Origin of the sequence: Xenorhabdus aichiensis (assembly GCF_028598775.1) — a bacterium.
GTDB classification, from domain to species: domain Bacteria; phylum Pseudomonadota; class Gammaproteobacteria; order Enterobacterales; family Enterobacteriaceae; genus Xenorhabdus; species Xenorhabdus bovienii.
The window spans coordinates 46,194-66,930 of the sequence record NZ_JAQRFO010000007.1; the positions used below are offsets into that span (position 1 = coordinate 46,194).

19 protein-coding genes are annotated in these 20,737 nt (G+C 42.8%); 6 read left to right on the forward strand and 13 right to left on the reverse strand.

Annotated elements, in window-relative coordinates:
• Nucleotide 1 precedes the first annotated feature (1 nt).
• From glnK to PSI22_RS05080, 4 genes are all read right to left on the reverse strand, one after another.
• Nucleotides 2-340, reverse strand: a complete 339-nt coding sequence (gene glnK, locus PSI22_RS05065) for a P-II family nitrogen regulator (protein ID WP_038191938.1) — start codon at nucleotides 338-340, stop codon at nucleotides 2-4.
• 167 nt (nucleotides 341-507) lie between these two features.
• Complete coding sequence (locus PSI22_RS05070) at nucleotides 508-2,292, reverse strand: SmdB family multidrug efflux ABC transporter permease/ATP-binding protein (protein ID WP_370689001.1); 1,785 nt, start codon at nucleotides 2,290-2,292, stop codon at nucleotides 508-510.
• Entirely contained in the window at nucleotides 2,285-4,033 is a 1,749-nt protein-coding gene (locus PSI22_RS05075; RefSeq protein WP_273578837.1) for a SmdA family multidrug ABC transporter permease/ATP-binding protein, read from the reverse strand. The genes PSI22_RS05070 and PSI22_RS05075 overlap by 8 nt, the downstream gene beginning before the upstream one ends.
• A gap of 67 nt (nucleotides 4,034-4,100) precedes the next feature.
• A complete protein-coding gene (locus tag PSI22_RS05080; protein ID WP_038187558.1) occupies nucleotides 4,101-4,562 on the reverse strand; it encodes an Lrp/AsnC family transcriptional regulator in 462 nt (153 codons plus the stop codon).
• A gap of 122 nt (nucleotides 4,563-4,684) precedes the next feature.
• Between PSI22_RS05080 and PSI22_RS05085 the strand changes: the two genes are divergently transcribed.
• Both PSI22_RS05085 and queC read left to right on the forward strand, forming a co-directional pair.
• Nucleotides 4,685-5,737, forward strand: a complete 1,053-nt coding sequence (locus tag PSI22_RS05085; protein WP_273578838.1) for a PLP-dependent cysteine synthase family protein — start codon at nucleotides 4,685-4,687, stop codon at nucleotides 5,735-5,737.
• Nucleotides 5,738-5,769: 32 nt separating this feature from the next.
• A complete protein-coding gene (gene queC / locus PSI22_RS05090) occupies nucleotides 5,770-6,468 on the forward strand; it encodes a 7-cyano-7-deazaguanine synthase QueC (protein WP_038191946.1) in 699 nt (232 codons plus the stop codon).
• A gap of 58 nt (nucleotides 6,469-6,526) precedes the next feature.
• Here queC and PSI22_RS05095 read toward each other — a convergent pair whose 3' ends face one another.
• The 8 genes from PSI22_RS05095 to tig all read right to left on the reverse strand — a co-directional run bounded on the left by PSI22_RS05095 (nucleotide 6,527) and on the right by tig (nucleotide 16,357).
• Entirely contained in the window at nucleotides 6,527-6,925 is a 399-nt protein-coding gene (locus PSI22_RS05095) for an acyl-CoA thioesterase (protein ID WP_038201152.1), read from the reverse strand.
• 154 nt (nucleotides 6,926-7,079) lie between these two features.
• Nucleotides 7,080-7,628, reverse strand: coding sequence for a ComEA family DNA-binding protein (locus PSI22_RS05100; protein ID WP_370689002.1), 549 nt, complete (start codon nucleotides 7,626-7,628; stop codon nucleotides 7,080-7,082).
• Nucleotides 7,621-9,492, reverse strand: a complete 1,872-nt coding sequence (gene ppiD / locus PSI22_RS05105; protein ID WP_273578839.1) for a peptidylprolyl isomerase — start codon at nucleotides 9,490-9,492, stop codon at nucleotides 7,621-7,623. The genes PSI22_RS05100 and ppiD overlap by 8 nt, the downstream gene beginning before the upstream one ends.
• A gap of 181 nt (nucleotides 9,493-9,673) precedes the next feature.
• Nucleotides 9,674-9,949, reverse strand: a complete 276-nt coding sequence (hupB, locus tag PSI22_RS05110) for a nucleoid-associated protein HU-beta (protein ID WP_049778807.1) — start codon at nucleotides 9,947-9,949, stop codon at nucleotides 9,674-9,676.
• Nucleotides 9,950-10,190: 241 nt separating this feature from the next.
• Complete coding sequence (gene lon, locus PSI22_RS05115; RefSeq protein ID WP_273578840.1) at nucleotides 10,191-12,545, reverse strand: endopeptidase La; 2,355 nt, start codon at nucleotides 12,543-12,545, stop codon at nucleotides 10,191-10,193.
• A gap of 209 nt (nucleotides 12,546-12,754) precedes the next feature.
• Entirely contained in the window at nucleotides 12,755-14,026 is a 1,272-nt protein-coding gene (gene clpX / locus PSI22_RS05120) for an ATP-dependent protease ATP-binding subunit ClpX (protein WP_038187542.1), read from the reverse strand.
• A gap of 144 nt (nucleotides 14,027-14,170) precedes the next feature.
• Nucleotides 14,171-14,794 (reverse strand): ATP-dependent Clp endopeptidase proteolytic subunit ClpP, encoded by a 624-nt coding sequence (gene clpP, locus PSI22_RS05125; protein WP_273578841.1) that lies wholly within the window; start codon nucleotides 14,792-14,794, stop codon nucleotides 14,171-14,173.
• 258 nt (nucleotides 14,795-15,052) lie between these two features.
• A complete protein-coding gene (gene tig, locus PSI22_RS05130) occupies nucleotides 15,053-16,357 on the reverse strand; it encodes a trigger factor (RefSeq protein ID WP_273578842.1) in 1,305 nt (434 codons plus the stop codon).
• Nucleotides 16,358-16,380: 23 nt separating this feature from the next.
• Here tig and PSI22_RS05135 point away from each other — a divergent pair, with 23 nt between their 5' ends.
• Nucleotides 16,381-16,587, forward strand: a complete 207-nt coding sequence (locus PSI22_RS05135) for a hypothetical protein (protein WP_273578843.1) — start codon at nucleotides 16,381-16,383, stop codon at nucleotides 16,585-16,587.
• Between the two features lie 154 nt (nucleotides 16,588-16,741).
• Here the strand turns inward: PSI22_RS05135 and bolA are convergent, their stop codons facing one another.
• The gene (gene bolA / locus PSI22_RS05140) at nucleotides 16,742-17,065 is read right to left on the reverse strand and encodes a transcriptional regulator BolA (protein ID WP_238098965.1); all 324 of its coding nucleotides are present in this window, start codon (nucleotides 17,063-17,065) and stop codon (nucleotides 16,742-16,744) included.
• A 242-nt stretch (nucleotides 17,066-17,307) separates the two neighbouring features.
• Here bolA and PSI22_RS05145 point away from each other — a divergent pair, with 242 nt between their 5' ends.
• From PSI22_RS05145 to PSI22_RS05155, 3 genes are all read left to right on the forward strand, one after another.
• Nucleotides 17,308-17,886 (forward strand): lipoprotein, encoded by a 579-nt coding sequence (locus PSI22_RS05145; protein ID WP_012988143.1) that lies wholly within the window; start codon nucleotides 17,308-17,310, stop codon nucleotides 17,884-17,886.
• Between the two features lie 72 nt (nucleotides 17,887-17,958).
• Nucleotides 17,959-19,461, forward strand: a complete 1,503-nt coding sequence (gene ampG / locus PSI22_RS05150) for a muropeptide MFS transporter AmpG (RefSeq protein WP_273578844.1) — start codon at nucleotides 17,959-17,961, stop codon at nucleotides 19,459-19,461.
• 264 nt (nucleotides 19,462-19,725) lie between these two features.
• Complete coding sequence (locus tag PSI22_RS05155) at nucleotides 19,726-20,493, forward strand: nucleoside-specific channel-forming Tsx family protein (protein WP_273578845.1); 768 nt, start codon at nucleotides 19,726-19,728, stop codon at nucleotides 20,491-20,493.
• The last annotated feature ends 244 nt before the right edge of the window (nucleotides 20,494-20,737 follow it).

Consider the following 20,737-nt stretch of genomic DNA (forward strand, 5'->3'; position numbering starts at 1 on the left):
TTTACAATGCTGCATCATTCGTTTCACCCGTTCTGATACGGACAGCATGCTGTAACTCAAAGATAAAAATCTTGCCATCCCCCATTTTGCCAGTGAATGCAGATTGCTGTATGACATGGATAACTTCTTCTACTCGCTCATCATGGGTAGCAATATCAATTTTAACTTTGGGTAAAAAATTAACGCTGTATTCAGCTCCCCGATAAAGTTCTGAGTGCCCCTTTTGGCGTCCAAATCCCTTTACTTCTGTAACCGTCATTCCTTGTATACCAATATCGGAAAGCGCTTCACGCACTTCTTCTAACTTAAATGGTTTTATGATGGTAGTAATCAGTTTCATACTTCCCCCGCTTTTTGCTGTGTTTGCAAGGAACATTTGCGCGAGAAGTGTTGCAAGGGATATGCCAAGAATTAAAAAGTATCTGTAATCAATTTGTTATCAGAGAACATAGCTGGGAAAGGAAAGTAAAAAAGGAGTGACTAGAGCAGCCACTCCTCTTATGCACACTAAGCGTGCATAGATTCATTCAAAGTCTCACCGACCTGTTGGAGTTGATACATCTGATAATAGCGCCCACGCTTAGCCAGTAGCTGTTGATGCTGCCCTTGCTCCACTATTGCACCGCGATGTAGCACTAATATGGAATCCGCTTCAACAATAGTTGAAAGGCGATGGGCGATGACCACCAAAGTCGTCTGTTTACGGATCATCCGCAATGCCTGCTGTACTGATTGCTCCGTTCCCGAATCAATATTCGCCGTTGCTTCATCCAAGATAAGAATCTGCGGCGTTTGCACCAGAACCCGAGCCATTGCCAAAAGCTGTTTTTGCCCTGCGGAAAGGGTATTCCCCTGCTCTCCCAGTACTGAATTCAAACCATCTGGTAAGCGGCGGACCAATTCAGCCAATTGAACCATCTCCAATACCTGCCAAATTTTATCTTCACTGATATCCCGCCCCAATGTGATATTGTCGAAAAATGAGGCTGCAAGCACTACAGGATCTTGCTGTACCATTGCTACGCCATTACGCAGAACCGCATGAGAAAGGGAAGATACGGGACGACCATCAAGATAAATTTCACCGTCTTGCCACGGATAATATCCCATAATCAAATTAGTCAGAGTACTTTTACCACTTCCCGTATGACCAACCAAAGCCACAAACCCATGTGTAGGAACATGCAGATTGATGTCACTCAGCACGACTTTGTCATTACGATAAGCAAAAGTTAAATTTTCAATATCAATTCTACCACTCGTCAGCGCCTGCTGATCAATGCCATATTGCTGCTGTGGGCTATCCATTAACTCAAAAACCCGCTCCCCTGAAACTACCGCCTGTTGCAGTAAAGATTGTTGAGCTGTCAGTTCAATCAGAGGTTCATTCAGGCGTCCAAGATAGTTGACGAATGCGTATAGTACACCCACGCCAATTACTTCCGTGCCTTTGAAGCCAAATAACAACAGCAGGCCACACAGCACGGCAGCAGAAAACAAACTCAGTAACGGCCTCAGCAAAATGCCATCTAACCGCAACGCTTGCATGCGAGACTGATAATGTTCACGATTAGTCGCCAGCATTTTCTCACCAAAACGAGCTTGCTGGCGAAATTGCTGAATCACTGTCATACCATTAATGGTTTCATTAAAGCCGTCATTAATATCAGCCAGATAACTACGAACCCGTCTAATAATTGGAGTACTGAAATGCTGATAAATTATCATTACCAGCAAAACTGCTGGAAATATTGTCAAAGCAACACATGCCATACGCCAATCTAAAATAAACATAGCTATCAGCATTGCCCCGATCAACGAAATGCAGCGAAACACTGTAGGGATCACATTCACAAACAGATCTTTAATGGCTTCAGTATCATTCGTCACGCGGGATATTAGCTGCCCAACGGGCTGATTATCGAAGGTGCTCAACGGCTGGCGCAATGCCGAATTCATAACATCAGTACGAAGCTTCTGAACTACCCCCACTGATGCCTGATTGAATAATAGGAACTGAAAGTAGTGCAAGGCAGCAGCAACAAACTGCAATACCAAAAAAATAACCGCAAGCCCACTGACAACATCAAGCGGAAGATTGCCCGTTGCTACCATATTGTCAATGAAATAGCTCACAAGCAGTGGCCCACTGACTTCTGCTAACGCAGCAACCCATGACATCAATACAGCCAGCAAAATTGGCTTGCGATAATTCTTACTGTAAGACAACAAGCGCTTTAATGATGGCCATAGCTTGCGTACACTGGGCTTACGCATATCATTATTAGTCATGTTCACCATCCAATGCGGCTTCAAGTTGCTGATAATGGTACATATCAGAATACCAACCGGATTGTACAATAAGTTGTTTGTGCGGGCCTTGCTGCACAACCGTGCCATGCTGAATAACCAAAATGTTATCAGCTTCCGTTAAAGCGGACAGTCGGTGGGCGCTGATAATAACGGTACGCTGCCGCCGCCACTGGCTGAGATTTTTCATGATTTGATGTTCTGTCTGACCATCTACGGCAGAAAGTGCATCGTCCAAAATCAAAATTTCCGTATCCAATAACAGAGCACGTGCAATGGAAATACGTTGCTTCTGTCCGCCAGAAAGCATTACGCCACGTTCTCCCACTTCCGTTTGGTAGCCCTGCGGTAACCGCAAAATATCATCATGCACATTCGCCAGACGAGCAACTTCTTCAATTTGTTCTTGAGTTGCATCAGGCCGGCCTAGCGCGATATTGCCAGCGACTGTATCCGAAAACAGGAAAGGAGTCTGATTAACAATAGCCAATCGTGATCGCCATTCTTCCAATCTAAGTGTAGAAACGTGCCGTGACTGAAAAAGAATTTCACCGTCGGTGACATCAAATTGCCGCTGTAACAAGGCAAGCAAAGTGCTTTTTCCTGCACCAGTTGGACCACAAACCCCCAATAACTGACCTGGTGATAATTGAAAACGGACATCATGTAAAACAGGTCTATCATTTGCGGGATAAATGAAGGTATTGATATTTGCCTGTAATGTACCGCGCTCAACTAATAAGGACTGAGAACCATCATCAATCACCAGTGGCTCCTGTAACAAGCTGCGGATCCGTGTATATGCCGCACTGCCACGCTCAACAATGTTAAACATCCATGCCAATGCCAACATTGGCCAGATCATCAATCCCAGATACATAACAAAGCTAGTCAATTCACCCAGTGTCATAGAGCCATGCACGACCATCCAACTCCCTCCACCAATCGCTAATAGGTTTGCAACGCCAATAGCAATGAAAATGGTAGGATCAAAACGTGCATCCACGCGCGCAACGTGCATATTTTTACGTCCAGCATCAGTAGCGACCTCTTCAAATTGGCTGGATTGCAGATCTTCCAGACCAAACGCTTTGATCATACGGATGCTGGTAAGACTTTCCTGAGCATGGTTATTAAGAGCAGAGAATGCTCCTTGTGCAGACTTGAAACGATGGTGAAGCTGTTCGCCATATCGTTTAATCACCAACGCCATAATGGGCATCGGTAACAGTGATAACAACGTTAACTGCCAACTGATTTCCACACTCATCATGATAAGAACAGCACATCCCATCACTAAGGAATCGACTAAAGTTAGCACCCCCTCACCCGCAGCAAAAACAACCCTATCAACATCATTGGTTGCACGAGCCATTAAGTCACCGGTTCTGTGGCGCAAATAAAATTCAGGGTTCTGGCTGCTCAATTTCTGGTAGAAATCACTACGTAGTTTAACAGCCAGCCGATAAGACGCCCCGAATAGCCATACGCGCCAAACATACCGCAGACCGTATATCGCCAGCGCAATGAGCAGCATGATGCCTAGCCACATCAATAATTGACTGGATGACATCGTTTTTGCACTGATGCCATCAACGATAATTCCGACCAAACGGGGAGGAATTAATTGCAGCATCGCAATCATAACAAGGAAAATAATGGCACCAAAATAACGACGCCATTCGCTGAGAAAATACCAACTTAATTGAGAAAATAATCTCACAAACCTATTCCCGAAGTAAAAAATGAAAGAATTAGCATTAACTCCATCAGAAAGATTTTTGCATTATCTAATCCGGTATTGGTAACGCCGTTGTATATTTTATTTTTTCCATTGCAAAGTTAGAGGTGACATCAATCAAACCAGAAACGCCATTAACCATACGTTTGTAGAACCGATCATAACTTTTCATATCAACAACTTCTACATGCATCAAGTAATCATATTCCCCAGCCATTCGATAAAATGTTAAAACCTCTGGCATCTCTTTTATAAAAGCCACAAACTGTTCATACCATTCACTACTATGCTGTTGAGTTTTGATCATCACAATCACGGTCAGACTAAGCCCAAGTTTAGTGCCATTTAGCAATGCAACTTTTCCGACAATGTACCCATCATCTTCAAGCCGTTTTAGCCGTTTCCAACAAGGTGTGGAGGTCAAATTAACGGCTTCGGCCAGTGCATTCAAGGATCGGCTACAGTCCTGTTGGAGCAGATCTAGTAGCTTGCGGTCTATTTTATCTAACATATCCAAATCCTGTAGAAAATTTTCCCAAAACCAAATAATAAATGTAGAAAAATAACAATCTATTTCCCCTAATATAAAAGTAATCTATATATCACTAAAGTATTGTTATTCAGGATCAATTTATGTCGTCTTCATGGGCTACAAATGCCATTAAAGCCATCCAAGCTGATTATCAACGAAGTGCTGATACACACCTGATTCGCCTCAATCTCCCCGTGTTTCCAGGGATTCACCTTTATCTCAAAGATGAAAGCACTCATCCGACAGGCAGCCTGAAACATCGGCTTGCTCGTTCCCTATTCCTCTATGCACTCAGTAATGGCTGGATCAAGGAAGGAACCCCAATCATTGAAGCCTCATCCGGCAGTACCGCCGTTTCTGAAGCCTATTTTGCCCGCTTGCTTGGCTTACCTTTTATCGCCGTGATGCCCTCCTGTACAGCTAAACGCAAGGTTCAAGAAATCGAATTCTACGGTGGTAAATGCCACTTTGTGGAACACTCAGCCCTTATTTATGAAGAGTCAGAACGTCTGGCAAAAAAGCTGAATGGCCATTATATGGATCAATTTACTTACGCCGAACGAGCTACTGACTGGCGTGGAAACAATAACATCGCAGAAAGCATTTTCCGTCAAATGCAACTGGAGCCATTTCCTGAACCAACTTACATTGTCATGAGCGCAGGAACTGGCGGAACATCAGCAACGCTCGGTCGCTATATCCGTTATCAGGGATATAACACCAAACTGATTGTTGTTGATCCTGAAAACTCTGTTTTCTACGATTGTTATCACCAAAATCGCCGTGATATCCGCGGAATCACCAGCAGTAAAATCGAAGGAATTGGCCGCCCACGTGCAGAACCATCCTTTATCCCAAATGTTATCAATGACATGCTGCAAGTCCCTGATTGTGCCACTATCGCCACCATTTATTGGCTTGAAAAATTAATTGGCAGAAAAACTGGCGCATCAACAGGAACCAACGTTTGGGGAGCTTTACAGCTAGCCAAACAGATGCATGAGAACAACCAGCAGGGTGCAATCGTGACATTGCTGTGTGATAGCGGCGAACGCTATCTTGATACCTATTACAATCCAGAATGGGTTCGCAATAATATCGGTGACATCACACTGTATCTCACGCAACTACCCAAGCTAGACGGTTATGAGTAACATATCTCCTTCAATTTAAATAGGTAGGTATTATGAAACGAGCCGTTGTTGTATTCAGTGGTGGTCAAGATTCCACCACTTGTTTAATTCAGGCACTCCGTCAATACGATGAAGTTCACTGTGTCACTTTTGATTATGGTCAACGTCACCGCGCTGAAATTGACGTGGCTTGTCGTATTAGCAAAGAACTGGGTGCCGCTGCCCACAAAGTACTTGATGTTACTTTATTGAGTGAGCTTGCAATCAGCAGCCTGACCCGAGACAACATTCCCGTGCCGGATTTCAGTGAAAGTGAAAAAAGTGGCCTCCCAAATACATTTGTTCCTGGCCGCAACATTTTGTTTTTAACTCTAGCGGCTATTTATGCCTACCAAGTTGAGGCTGAAGCCGTTATCACCGGTGTTTGTGAAACCGATTTTTCTGGCTACCCAGACTGTCGCGATGAATTTGTCAAAGCCCTGAATAAAGCAGTTTGCCTTGGCATTGCCCGTGATATCCGTTTTGAGACTCCCTTGATGTGGTTGAACAAAGCGGAAACTTGGGCATTGGCTGATTATTATCAAAAATTGAACTTCGTCCGTACCCAGACTCTCACATGTTATAACGGTATCCAAGGCGATGGCTGTAGTGAGTGTGCAGCCTGCCACCTTCGGGCTAATGGATTAAACCTTTATTTAAATAATACTCAATCCACTATGGAAGATATGAAATCCAAAACGCATCTGAGCTAACCAATTAATTTTACGCAATAATCGCTATCATTGAGAGGCTGCTAAGCCTCTCACTATTTTAAACTTTAAATGCTTCTAATCTTTCCTGTATATCCCCCTCTAAAGTTAATGCCTTCTGAGTCTTCAAATCAATACAGGCAAATGTGGTCAAAGCATCGGTGAGTACTTTATTATCACTTCTGCGTATAATCTCCTGAAAAAATACACCACTTTTATTACGTAATTCCTTGAGGCTAGACCTCACTTCCAACTCATCTCCGAACACTGCCGGCAGGCGGTAATTGATGTTAATATTAACTACGGCAAAGCCAACATTATTAGTTTTTAACCACGTCAGTGTGTCACTTTCTGTCAGCAAATCCCAGCGAGCTTCTTCCATGAATTCCAAATAACGAGCATTATTCACATGCTGGAAAAGATCAATATGATAGCCCCTGACCTTAATAATTGTACGCATTGCTATTTTCCCCTTTTAACTCATCCGACCAAATAGTTAACAATAGCAAAACATTTTAATTACAATAGTATTTAATGAATTATTCTTGATCAATATCACAGCCCTCTTGACTCTTGATGCGATTAGCATGGTATTCACCAAGAGGGCTTGATGATCAATAGGTTAATTTATCCCGATTTTTTTCTATTAAAGCAGGGCCAATGCCCTGAACTTCCTGCAACTGCTCAATTGCCGTAAATTGGCCATATTTTTCACGGTATTCAATAATCGCCTGAGCCTTTTTGGCGCCAACACCATTGAGTTCCTTCACTAATTGTTCAGCATTCGCCGTATTGATATTGATGCTTCCTTTTCCCTGTATTTCCTTTTCTGAGACTAATTCTTTCCCCTCTTTCACATCACTTTTTTCAATAGCAGCTTTGTGTTGATTAGTAGATTGTTTCACAGCTTTATCAGGTGATTCATCCGCTGCAATTGCATGAGATAACGGAATACTGATACAAAAAACCATAACAAGTGAATTAAATAGTGTCCTTAAATATTTCATATAAATTCCTCCGTGTTTTGTTGACGGAGGAAAGCTTGCCATAACAGAATTTCTGGACAAGAAGAAAGGTTCAAATATGCGAAAGGCCACAAAAGTGGCCTTTTTCAATTGTTGTTTTGCAAAAATAGTTGCGAGAAGCTTCGCAATTTTATTCAATCTGCCCCATCTTAATCTCGGCATCATCACGCAAATTAATCATCAATGATTCCAGCATGAAAGTACCGATTTGATACTGATACTCCGCTATGTATTGTTTAACCTGTTCTTCTGAAACAGAACCTGGAACGACTTTATCCAATTGGATAAGCACAGCGTTACCAAGCCCATCTTGGGCTAAACCATACTCAGACTTGCCATCTTTAGGATGAGGCAAAGTAAATGCTACATTAGTAGCCTGATTAGTTTGTGATAAATTTTTGATCACAGTGGAGGCACCAAACTGAATCCCAGCTGCTTTCAATGCCTGCTCACCTTTACCTTCTTTCAAAGCAACCAGCAGTTTTTCACTTTCAAGCTGCAACTGCTTTTCAGCTTTCTGGCGTTTTAATAATTCGGTAATCTGAGTTTTGGCCTGCTCGTAAGGCTGGATAGTTTCTGGCTTGGCATCATCAACACGAACAATAAAGGCTCTGTCACCATCCACAGAAATAACATCGGAGTTAGTTCCTGATGCCCCTTTATCATCAATCAGATTTCCAGAGAAAATAGTCTGAACCACCGAACCGAAATTTATTTCAGCAGGAATGTGGTCACGATCAAACCAGTCAGTCGTCACAGCCTTATAACCAGCTGCCTTTTCTGCCGCAGCCAAAGATTCGTTATCATTGGTAGCGGCATCACTTACTTTTCTCTGCAATGCATAGAATGCATCAACCGCTTTTTCCTGTTTAACGATTTTTTCTATTTCCGAACGCACATCGACCAGTGATTTTACTATCTGAGGTTTAATATCATCTAAACGGAAAATAGCATATCCACCAGATAGCTTGATGACGCCAGAAAGCTGCCCTTTTTCTATCAAATTAGCTGACTTAATCTCATCAGGTAGAGAGCTTTCTTCCATCCAACCCAGATCTCCCTCCTTTTGAGCAGAAAATTTATCTGTCGATTTTTCTGCCGCCAATTTGCTGAAATCAGCACCTTTCTTTAATTCATCCAAAACTGATTTAGCTTCAGCATCAGACACCAATTGAACCAGACTGTATTTTTTTTGCTCGATCTGCGTATACTGTGGCAAATTGTTTTTATAATATTTTTCAATATCGGCATCAGATACGGTGACACTTTTCAACTCATCCGCAGCATCCATCTTGATGTAGCTGACTTTCACCTTTTCTGGCACGGTGAAACTCTTGCTATTAACGTCATAGTAGTTTTTCAGCTCTTTATCTGTCACTTTTTGCTGTGCTTCAATAGATTTCAGCTCAAGTGTAGCGAAACGAACCGTTCTTTCTTGAAAGGCCAGCGCTGTTTCCTGTTTGATCTCTGTCGGCAAAGCAATTTCTGAACCCGTCAATATCGACATCAATTGACGGTTAATCAGATCTTGACGAACCTGTTCAGCAAAGCTATCTGGGCTTCTGTTTGCACCGGTAAGCAAGGTCAGATATTTATTGTTATCAAATTTACCATCTGTCTGGAAAAAAGGTAGGTTACGGATCTCTTCCTTAACCTGCTCATCGCTTGCTGACAAGCCCAGCTTACGTGCATATTGATCTGATAGAACAACAGTGATGAGGCGATCCAGTGAATTGCGTCGAATTTGTTGTACTTTTTGCTCATCACTTAACAGAGTTGAGAATTGATCTCCCAGTCTATCCTGCAACGCAATTTTGTCTTGCTGAAATGCTTGCTCTAATTGAGCACGACTAATGGTTTGACCATTCACTTTGGCAGCATAATTACCACCTTCACTTGACAGGTAGCCTGTTACACCTGTCAAAACAAAGGTCAGGATAATTAGAGCCAATACAATTTTAAGCACAGGACCGTTTGCCGCCGTGCGTAGGTTGTCCATCATAAAGACGTAAAACTCCGCTTTAGTGAAAAAGAAACTACCATATTACGCTAATTCAAACGCTAAGAGAAAAAAAGCGCATCAACCAATTGGTTGATGCGCTTATATTCTAACCTATCAACCCCGCCCCGTCAGTTTAAGTTTAACTGTAATGGCCAAAGCGAGGGAGGATGTTTCATATTCATTACTCATTAACAGCATCTTTCAGTCCCTTTCCTGCGCGGAAAGCGGGTACTTTTGCTGCTGCGATTTTGATTTCTTTGCCTGTCTGGGGGTTACGCCCTGTACGAGCAGCACGCTCACGTACAGTAAAAGTACCGAACCCTACCAAAACGACATCATCACCGTCTTTCAATGCATCAGATACTGAAGAAATGAATGCATCTACTACACGCCCGGCAGCTGCTTTGGAAATATTTACATCAGCAGCAATTTTGTCGATCAGTTGTGACTTGTTCACTCTTATCATCCCCATTTAGTTTTACTATCGTAACAAATACCGATCTCTAACGGATAACGCGACAGCCGTGCCGTTATATCAATCCCTTCCAGTATTAGCAAAAAATCATGGAACAGCAAAATATTTAATCGGATATTTGGATTAAACTAACTTAATGAGACAAAAAAAGGCTGGCAAGCCTTAATATACTCGCCAACCTAAATTTTATACAAACTTCTTGAGTTAGCTCACTATTTTCGTACTACTTTAGTGATACTGCTTCTGCTCCAAACGCAGGAGACTGTAAAGCAATAGACAAAACATCTTCTATGCGCTTAACAGGATGGATCTCCAAATCTTGAATAATATTCTGAGGGATCTCTTCCAGATCTCGTTTATTTTCATCTGGAATCAAGACGGTTTTAATCCCTCCACGATGAGCTGCCAGCAGTTTTTCTTTCAAACCACCAATAGGCAGTACTAAACCACGCAGAGTGATTTCGCCTGTCATAGCAACATCGGCACGAACTGGATTACCTGTCAGGCAGGAAACCAACGCAGTACACATTGCAATACCCGCGCTTGGGCCATCTTTTGGTGTCGCACCTTCAGGTACGTGGACATGAATATCACGTTTTTCATGGAAATCAGAGCTGATACCCAGTTTATCGGCACGAGCCCGAACCACAGTCAAGGCTGCCTGAATGGATTCTTGCATCACTTCACCCAACGACCCCGTATAGGTTAGTTTTCCTTTACCTGGCACGCTGGCTGTTTCAATCGTTAACAGTTCACCACCCACTTCGGTCCATGCAAGGCCAGTCACCTGACCAACACGGTTCTCAGTATCTGCACGACCATAATCCACACGTTGAACACCCAGATAATTTTTCAGATTATCCGCATTGATTTCGATGTGCTTAAGCTGCTTATCCATCAACAATGCCTTAACAGCTTTACGGCACAATTTGGAAATTTCACGTTCTAGATTACGTACACCAGCTTCACGGGTGTAGTAACGGATAATACCGAGAATCGCACCGTCATCAATGGCCAATTCACCTTTTTTCAAAGCATTGCGCTCAATCTGCTTTGGCAGTAAATGCCGCTTGGCAATGTTCAATTTTTCGTCTTCGGTATAACCCGACAGACGAATAACCTCCATACGATCAAGCAGTGGCGCCGGAATGTTCATCGAATTGGACGTTGCCACAAACATAACATCAGACAAATCGTAATCCACTTCAAGGTAGTGATCATTAAATGTCACATTTTGTTCAGGATCAAGAACCTCCAGCAATGCAGAAGCCGGATCGCCACGCATGTCAGATGACATTTTGTCAATTTCATCCAACAGGAACAGTGGATTTTTGACCCCAATTTTGGACATCTTCTGAACCAGTTTACCCGGCATCGAACCAATATAAGTACGGCGATGACCACGGATTTCTGCTTCATCACGTACGCCACCCAGTGCCATGCGAACATATTTACGGCCAGTTGCACGCGCAATAGAACGGCCCAGTGAGGTTTTACCTACGCCAGGAGGCCCTACCAAGCACAGAATCGGCCCTTTGATTTTGCTGACACGGCTTTGTACTGCCAGATACTCAAGGATACGCTCTTTGACGCGTTCCAGACCATAATGATCTATATCCAGCACTTCCTGCGCCTTGACCAAATCTTTTTTCACCTTGCTGCGAGCAACCCAAGGAACTTGTACCATCCAGTCAATGTAGCTACGTACCACCGTCGCTTCCGCTGACATTGGAGACATCATTTTTAATTTCTGCAGCTCGGCTTCGACCTTTTCGCGTGCCTCTTTCGGCATTTTAGCGTCTTCGATCTTACGTCTCAGCGTTTCATATTCATCAGGTGCATCATCCATCTCACCTAATTCTTTCTGGATCGCTTTCATTTGTTCATTCAGGTAGTACTCTCGCTGGCTTTTTTCCATCTGTTTTTTGACGCGATTGCGGATACGTTTTTCTACCTGTAACAAATCGATTTCTGATTCCATCATTGCGATCAGATATTCAATACGCTCAACAACATCAGACATTTCTAAAACAGTCTGTTTATCGTTGATTTTTAAAGGCATATGGGCAGCAATGGTATCTGCCAGTTTTGCTAAATCTTCAATGCTGTGTAATGATGTCAATACTTCCGGCGGGATCTTCTTGTTTAGTTTGACATAACCTTCAAACTGATTGATGGCGGTTCTTACCAGAACTTCTTGCTCACGTTCATCAATGACAGGGGATTCAAGATATTCAACCTGCGCATAGAAGTACTCACCATTATCCGTCAATGTTGTAATACGGGCACGCTGCAAACCCTCAACGAGAACTTTTACTGTGCCGTCTGGCAGTTTCAACATCTGTAACACAGAAGCCACTGTACCTACGGAGAAAAGATCATTGACTCCCGGCTCATCAGTGGATGCTTCTTTTTGCGCGACCAACATGACCTGTTTGTCATGATCCATTGCTGCTTCCAGGCAATGAATCGACTTCTCACGCCCAACAAACAGAGGGATCACCATATGTGGGTAAACCACTACATCGCGCAAAGGCAATACAGGGATTTCTATGCGTTCGGAACGCTCAGGGTTCATAGAGCTCTCTCTTCGTTTAGCTTTCGCCAGTTTTTAGGAATCTCGTGAAACACGGTTTTCACGAGTTTCACTTCAAAGAATACAAAATATATGGGGACAGGAATCTCACATTCAATAGCCTATGCCTGCAAAAAGCAAAATGAGGGAGAATCCCTCATTTTTATTTTTTCAATACATATTGATAATCGGTACTTCCTACCCTATTTTCATCACTCACCAGAAACTTGGGCATCCGGCTTACTATATATCAATAATGGCGCTGATTTCTCTTCAACAACCGCTTCATCAACGACAACTTTTTCTACATGTTCCATTGATGGCAGGTCATACATCGTATCCAACAAAACACCTTCTACGATTGAACGAAGACCGCGTGCACCAGTCTTACGCGCCATAGCCTTCTTCGCAATCGCTGTCAGTGCTTCTTTTCTGAACTCAAGTTCAGCACCTTCCAGATTAAACAGAGCCTGATACTGTTTGGTCAACGCATTTTTCGGCTCTTGCAGGATCTGAATCAGTGCTTCTTCACTCAGTTCAGTCAATGTTGCCACAACTGGCAGACGGCCAATGAATTCAGGAATTAACCCAAATTTGATCAAATCTTCCGGTTCAGCCTGAGCAAGCAATTCGCCTTCTGTTGCTTTCTCTGACTCGCCTTTAACTGTAGCACTAAAACCGATACCCGAGCTGACATTCAAACGCTGGCTAATAACTTTGTCCAATCCTGCAAATGCACCACCACAGATAAACAAGATCTTAGAGGTATCAACCTGAAGAAATTCCTGCTGTGGATGTTTACGGCCACCTTGAGGTGGAACCGCTGCCACTGTACCTTCAATCAGCTTCAAAAGTGCCTGCTGAACGCCCTCTCCCGAGACATCACGAGTAATTGACGGATTATCAGATTTGCGAGAAATCTTATCTATTTCATCAATATACACAATCCCACGCTGCGCTTTCTGCACATCGTAGTCACACTTTTGCAGCAGTTTCTGGATAATATTTTCTACATCTTCACCGACATAACCCGCTTCAGTCAGTGTCGTAGCATCAGCCATAGTAAAAGGCACATCTAAATAACGGGCGAGTGTCTCAGCAAGCAGGGTTTTACCACTACCTGTTGGGCCAATCAGCAGAATATTACTCTTTCCTAATTCCACACCGTTATTAGTGTCCCCATTACGCAGTCTCTTGTAATGGTTATAAACAGCGACTGCTAACACTTTCTTCGCCGTTTCCTGACCGATAACATAATCATCCAGATGTTGACGAATTTCATGAGGGGTAGGCAAGGCGCTACGCTCACGGTGTGGTACTAGTTCTTTAATTTCTTCGCGAATGATATCGTTACATAAATCGACACATTCGTCGCAGATATACACTGACGGGCCAGCTATTAATTTCCGAACTTCATGTTGGCTTTTCCCGCAGAAAGAGCAATACAGCAGCTTTCCTGAACCGTCTTTGCGCTTATCTGTCATCAGTCAACCTCACTTTATGGGCTGTTATCCCAGTTTATCTGGCATAACAGAAAATACGCTGTCATTACTCCGCCGAGTAAGGCGCCAACAAAAAAAACGCCCTTAAAATTATAGCGCCGGAGTAATAAAGTAATTGTCAATAAATTAGTTGCGCTGGGTAAATATACTATCAACCAAACCGTATTCTACGGATTCTGCAGCTGATAAGAAACGGTCGCGTTCTGTATCTTCGACGATCTTCTCAAGTGGTTTGCCAGTATGTTTCGCCATCAACTCATTCATGCGAGCTTTAACCTTGAGTATCTCCTGCGCATGAATTTCAATATCTGTCGCCTGCCCTTGGAAACCACCTAATGGCTGGTGAATCATGACTCTAGAATTTGGCAGACAGAAACGCTTACCTTTTGCTCCAGCTGTCAACAGGAATGCACCCATTGAACAGGCTTGCCCCATACAAATAGTACTCACATCCGGCTTGATAAATTGCATCGTGTCATAAATAGACATACCCGCTGTAATAACCCCACCCGGAGAGTTGATATATAAGTTAATATCTTTTTCTGGGTTTTCTGCTTCCAGGAATAACATTTGGGCGACAATTAAGTTCGCCGTATGATCTTCAACTGGCCCAGTCAGAAAAATAATTCGATCTTTTAATAAACGGGAGTAAATATCGAATGCACGTTCTCCACGTGCAGTTTGTTCAACCACCATCGGCACCAAAGACATGTTAGGTGCATATTGATCTTGCTTGCCACTGTATGACATTTCCGTCTCCTAATAGAACTCACGCTGGTGCCATTCATAACTGATTCTACTTGAGATAAGCGATGATGACCATGATCCAAAGTTAACTAACAGAGGGCTTTCTCCCCCTAAAAAGTAGTAAGCCCTTACATAATAGTAAGAAAGGATATGAGGTTAAATCTGTTTTTTTCAAGGACAATAAAAAAACCCGCAAGCATAGCCTGCGGGTTTGCATTACTGAGAGAAATTTCATTATCTCAGGTAATCAATAAATGAAACTTATGCCAGTTGATTTTGGTTCATAAGATCATTAAAGCCGGCTTCTTTTTCAGAAACTTTTGCTTTATTCAGAACAAATTCAACAGCCTGTTCTTCCAGAGCAATGTTGCGGACGTTGTTCAGCATTTCTTTATTTTTGCTGTAGTATTCGATCACTTCTTTTGGATCTTCATAAGCAGAAGCCATCTCTTCGATCAGCACATTAACGCGATCTTCATCAACTTTCAGCTCATTGCTGCTAATGACTTCACCTAACAGCAAACCAACAACAACGCGGCGTTTTGCCTGCTCTTCGAACAGTTCACGTGGCAGTTCCAGAGCTTGTTTTTCATTGCCGCCGAAACGCTGAGCAGCCTGACGGCGCAACACATCAATTTCGCCATCGATAACCGCTGCTGGAACTTCAATTTCGTTCGCATTAACCAGACCATCAAGGACCTGAGTCTTGATACGGCTACGAACCGCGTTCTTCAGTTCACGTTCCATATTTTTGCGCACTTCAGCACGCAGACCATCAACAGTGCCGTCAGCAATACCAAAACGCTTGATAAACTCTTCGGTCAGTTCTGGCAGTTCACGCTGTTCAACTTTCTTCAGATTGATAGCAAACGTCGCAGCTTTCCCTTTCAGGTTTTCTGCATGATAATCTTCTGGGAAAGTCACATCGAGGGTAAATTCTTCACCCGCTTTGTGGCCAACGACGCCCTCTTCAAAACCAGGGATCATACGGCCCTGACCCATTGCCAGAACGAAATCAGTTGATTTGCCGCCTTCGAACTCTTCGCCATCAACAGAACCAGTGAAGTCAACAGTTACGCGATCTTCCGCAGCCGCTGCTTCATCAATTTCTTTCCAATCTGCCTGCTGTTTACGCAAAGTTTCCAGCATCGCGTCAACGTCTGCATCTTTAACTTCAACAACCGGTTTTTCAACTTCGATCTCTTCCAGACCTTTCAGTTCGATCTCTGGATAAACTTCAAACTCAACAGCATAAATGAAGTCTTCACCATCTTTAAACTGCTCTGGTTTATAGCTTGGCGCACCTGCTGGATTAATTTTATTCTCAATGATCGCATTGACGAAATTGCGTTGCATCAGATCACCAAGAACATCCTGCAGAACGGAAGCGCCATAACGCTGTTTGACGATATTCATAGGCACTTTGCCTTTACGGAAACCGTCGATACGGACTTTTTTCGCTACATTAACCAATTCACTGCTAATTGCTTTTTCAATGTCGGCAGCAGGAACGGTGATTGATACACGACGCCCAAGGCCTTGAGTGGTTTCAACAGAAACTTGCATCTTGTTACCTCAAAAAAATCATAGTGCTCGGTCAACTTCAGAATGTCGTAGTGCCTGAAAAACTGGCTGATTACAACACTCATCAAGAACCGGGGCGGTCGTATTTAAAAACCGAGAATCCCTGTGATCAGAAGCGTCCCGAAACCATTCTAAAAATTCAGACGCAGCATTATAGCGACGCAGACAGTATGAGTCGAGAATTGCAGACAAAAGCAGGCAATATTCGTTGACTTCTGTGATAAACATGGCTCAATGACTGCATCACGATATCGTCTATCCGGTGTGAATATATACAAAAATACAGCCCGAAGGCTGCAGTCTAAAATTAAAATCAGATTAATAAAATAAAAAATTAAGCAGGATATATAGTCTAACCCGGAAAAATCACAAACCTGACGTCGTCGTACTTCCTCCCCGGCATGCAGGCGAAGCTAGAACAGTGTCTCCCAATTCTGCCCACTCTTTTTCCGTATAAGTATGAAGCGCTAAAGCATGTACGCCTTCTTCCAACTCTTTAGCTAAGACACTATATACTGAGCGATGGCGGCTAAGCATTCTCTGATCGACAAATTCATTACTGATCACAATTATTTTAAAATGGCTTTCAGAACCTGCTGGCACATTATGACGATAACTTTCATCGATCACTTCCAGATGAGAAGGCTTAAATGCCGCCTGTAACTTTATTTCTATTTCCTGACGAACCATCCCATTCTCCTTCATCACCAAAGGTTATTTATCAACCATATAATTGATTCTAGTTTATTTCCCGTGAGTTATAACATCAGGGTAGCCAAATATCTTTAACAGAATTTACTTGGGGTATTTCTCCCTATGTTTCAAGCATTCATTAGGGATATGCCGCTACCAATGGCAATGCTATGATTGCGACTGTTTATACTACCTGTATTAATATATCGCGTATCCGTATACTGAATGAGAAAACCTACATGCTAAAAAAAATATTTACTTCATTGCTTGCACTTTTCTTTTTAGCTGGTTGTGCAAACTCCGGCAATACATTGGCAATTCAACCAAAAATTACCCTGCCACCCGTAGATCCGACAATGAAAGCGATCACAATCAGTATTAGTGGGGTCGATCATCGTCAATCTCAAGCACTGGCCCAAGTTAATCGCGATGCCAGACTGGTTACCCTGACACCTTCCCGTGATTTACGGTTTTTACTCCAAGAAGCACTGGAAAAGCAAATGGTAGCCCGCGGCTATATGATTGGTTCCCCTGCCAATGCCAACTTGCAAGTCGTTGTGAATCAGCTTTATGCCAATGTTAAGGAAGGGAGTCTACGCCACGATATTTCTACAAAAGCAGAAATCTCCATTATTGTTTATGCCCAAGATGGCAGTCAGCAGATCAAAAACTATCGCACTAGCTACAATGTTCAAGGGCCATTAAGTGCAACAAATGCGAAAATTGCTGATGCCGTAAACACAGTCTTATCTGACGTGATCGCAGACATGGCCCAAGATTTGTCAGTCAGCACCTTCATCAAACAAAACGTTCGCTAACAGGAGATGAAAAAACTTTCTGCCAAACTCTGCCCAGTTAGGTAATGTGCAGAAAGTTTTCTTGGGAGGCTCATGACTAATCATTATCTCAATAAGCTATCCACACTACGCAATTATTACATCCTTCTTTTACTAGGTTTTGCCTCTGGTCTACCCCTAGCACTCACGGGAGGAACATTACAGGCATGGATGACAGTTGAAAATCTGGATATCAAAACCATCGGTTTTTTCACTTTGGTTGGTCAAGCCTATGTCTTTAAATTCCTCTGGGCTCCGGCAATGGACAGATATTCGCCCTCATTTTTAGGGCGGCGGCGGGGATGGATGCTGGTGACTCAGCTCCTGCTTATCGTCAGTATTGCCACAATGGCTTTCCTCAAACCATCTGAACATTTATGGTGGCTCGCAGCATTAGCCGTCTCTGTCGCATTTTTTTCCGCTTCCCAAGATATTATCTTTGATGCCTATAAAACCGACTTACTTTCACAGGAAGAGCGCGGTTCAGGTGCTGCAATTTCCGTTCTGGGATATCGGATAGCCATGTTGGTTTCCGGTGGTTTGGCGTTGTGGCTGACCACCTATATTGGCTGGCAGAATATGTACTTGATAATGGCAGGTATGATGCTCATTGGTGTTTATGCCACACTTACTGCCAAAGAACCAAAAATTAATACAGCGCCACCAAAAACATTACATCAGGCAGTATTCGAACCCTTATCTGATTTCTTTAGCCGAAACAATGCCTGGCTTATCCTGCTATTAATTGTACTGTATAAGCTTGCTGATGCGTTTGCGCTCTCTCTCAGTACAACGTTCCTTATACGTGGTGTTGGCTTCACTGCTGCTGAAGTCGGTATGATCAATAAAACCCTCGGTCTGGCTGCTACCATTGTAGGCGCTCTATATGGCGGCTATTTGATGCATAAATGGAGCCTGTTTCGCGCTCTGATGATATTTGGCATTCTCCAGACCGTTTCAAATTTGGGTTATTGGATACTTGCCGTCACTCCCAAAGACATCTACGTGATGGGGGCCACTGTTTTTCTGGAAAATATCTGTGGTGGCATGGGAACAGCAGCGTTTGTCGCCCTGTTAATGACCTTATGCAATAAATCATTTTCAGCGACACAATTTGCTCTGCTTTCTGCATTAGCCGCAATTGGACGGGTTTATGTCGGCCCGGTTGCAGGGTGGTTCGCTGAATCTCATGGCTGGCCTATGTTTTATCTGTTCTCCATTTTCATCGGATTACCGGGTCTGTGGCTTTTGTTTATCTGCCGTAAGACACTGACTTATACCGAAAAAAACGATAATTTCATTTCCCGCACATTATTCAAGAGCTATTATCGGATTGCCTTCATTATCATGCTGCTCGCCGCTTCCATATTTATAATTTGGTTAATCTGTAGCTGCCTGATAATTATCATCAGTAGTATCACTCATTTTATCGTCCTCGATGGGCTTCAAAAAGCAATTTCACCCGTATTCTCATTCAGTATCGCAATGGGTACTGTAGGACTTCTATTGGGGGGAGTGCTGGATTATTTAGCTTTGAGGAAAACCAAACTCGCTTAATGTGTTCTCCCAGAACACCCACTACAGCATCTTAGATGCATTTTCTTAAAAACCAAAGGTTGGCAGGGTTCAACCTTTGGCTGCCTTATTTTAGTGATAAACTTCACAATAAAAATAAAAAACAGCCATTATGTGACTTGGAAAACGTCTTTTTTAAGAGCGGAACATTTATATTCACACTAACAAATATTATTATCCGAATGTATTTTATTCCGAACCATTCAAGACATCTTTGTTTATCCTAAAACCATATAAAGGGAATTTATGAAAAGACATATTTTGACACTCACCGCAGTTGCTACTGCCTTGGTTTCTGCATCAGCCAGCGCGGAATACCAGTGGGGTTTTGCCAATGTCAGCATGAACTACCTTGACTGGACCAAACACACCACTCAAAAAACAGGGCAGACCTCACATAAAGATGACTTTGCTTATTTGGAACTAGAAGGTGGAGCAGGGTTCAGTTGGGGCGAACTATATGGTTTCCTTGATTTAGAAAATCCATTTAACAGCAAAACTGCACAACCCGGTGATAACCAGCGCTACACTTTCAAAACCACAAGTCGTTTCTATCTCGGCGATACTGGTTTCAACCTTTATGGCCATGTTTATGGTACCTATTCACTGCCAGGCAAAGCTAACGGTGGCAATTTCCATGAAGTAAATACTCTCTATGGATTGGGCTATAACACCACACTTGCTGGTGTTTGGTTCAAACCTTTTGTCGCACTTCACTATGTTGACCAAACTTTCTACTCAGGTAATAACGGTTATGTCGTAGGCTGGGTTGCAGGGTACGATTTCCAACTCTGGCAAGAAAAATTCAGTATTACGAACTGGAATGAAATTGAGTTGAACCGTAATCAGCGCTACGGCAACGGTGGCCGCGAGGGTATCAATGGTGCTGTCGGATTATGGTGGACTCCACATCCTTCCTTTACTACTGGGATTCAATACCGTTATGCGGATAACAAATTAGGCGAAGATTTCTTGCAGGATGGTATTGTTTACAGTATAAAATATAACTTCTAAAATAAATTTAACTGATGAGCAGCAACAAGCTGCTCATCAACACCGATAAATAACGATTATCATATTGTGAAAAACACTTTTTTAGCCCTATTTTCTTTGACTTTCGTCAATTTTTTCTTTTTGAAAATAGAAAATTATTTTAAAATAAATACTTATTTTGAACTCTTGGTTAAAATAACCATCCGAAGTTAACTTTTTGTTAAATTTCACATCACATGTGATCCCTCTAACATAAAAAGCCTAC

What these genes read in the sequence shown, in the direction of transcription:
- lon (WP_273578840.1), bottom strand. Translation starts at nt 12,545, where the DNA reads ATGAACCCTGAGCGTTCCGAACGCATAGAAATCCCTGTATTGCCTTTG.
- ampG (WP_273578844.1), top strand. Translation starts at nt 17,959, where the DNA reads ATGACTAATCATTATCTCAATAAGCTATCCACACTACGCAATTATTAC.
- PSI22_RS05155 (WP_273578845.1), top strand. Translation starts at nt 19,726, where the DNA reads ATGAAAAGACATATTTTGACACTCACCGCAGTTGCTACTGCCTTGGTT.
- clpP (WP_273578841.1), bottom strand. Translation starts at nt 14,794, where the DNA reads ATGTCATACAGTGGCAAGCAAGATCAATATGCACCTAACATGTCTTTG.
- PSI22_RS05070 (WP_370689001.1), bottom strand. Translation starts at nt 2,292, where the DNA reads ATGACTAATAATGATATGCGTAAGCCCAGTGTACGCAAGCTATGGCCA.
- PSI22_RS05085 (WP_273578838.1), top strand. Translation starts at nt 4,685, where the DNA reads ATGTCGTCTTCATGGGCTACAAATGCCATTAAAGCCATCCAAGCTGAT.
- glnK (WP_038191938.1), bottom strand. Translation starts at nt 340, where the DNA reads ATGAAACTGATTACTACCATCATAAAACCATTTAAGTTAGAAGAAGTG.
- bolA (WP_238098965.1), bottom strand. Translation starts at nt 17,065, where the DNA reads ATGGTTCGTCAGGAAATAGAAATAAAGTTACAGGCGGCATTTAAGCCT.
- tig (WP_273578842.1), bottom strand. Translation starts at nt 16,357, where the DNA reads ATGCAAGTTTCTGTTGAAACCACTCAAGGCCTTGGGCGTCGTGTATCA.
- ppiD (WP_273578839.1), bottom strand. Translation starts at nt 9,492, where the DNA reads ATGATGGACAACCTACGCACGGCGGCAAACGGTCCTGTGCTTAAAATT.
- PSI22_RS05145 (WP_012988143.1), top strand. Translation starts at nt 17,308, where the DNA reads ATGCTAAAAAAAATATTTACTTCATTGCTTGCACTTTTCTTTTTAGCT.
- queC (WP_038191946.1), top strand. Translation starts at nt 5,770, where the DNA reads ATGAAACGAGCCGTTGTTGTATTCAGTGGTGGTCAAGATTCCACCACT.
- PSI22_RS05095 (WP_038201152.1), bottom strand. Translation starts at nt 6,925, where the DNA reads ATGCGTACAATTATTAAGGTCAGGGGCTATCATATTGATCTTTTCCAG.
- PSI22_RS05080 (WP_038187558.1), bottom strand. Translation starts at nt 4,562, where the DNA reads ATGTTAGATAAAATAGACCGCAAGCTACTAGATCTGCTCCAACAGGAC.
- clpX (WP_038187542.1), bottom strand. Translation starts at nt 14,026, where the DNA reads ATGACAGATAAGCGCAAAGACGGTTCAGGAAAGCTGCTGTATTGCTCT.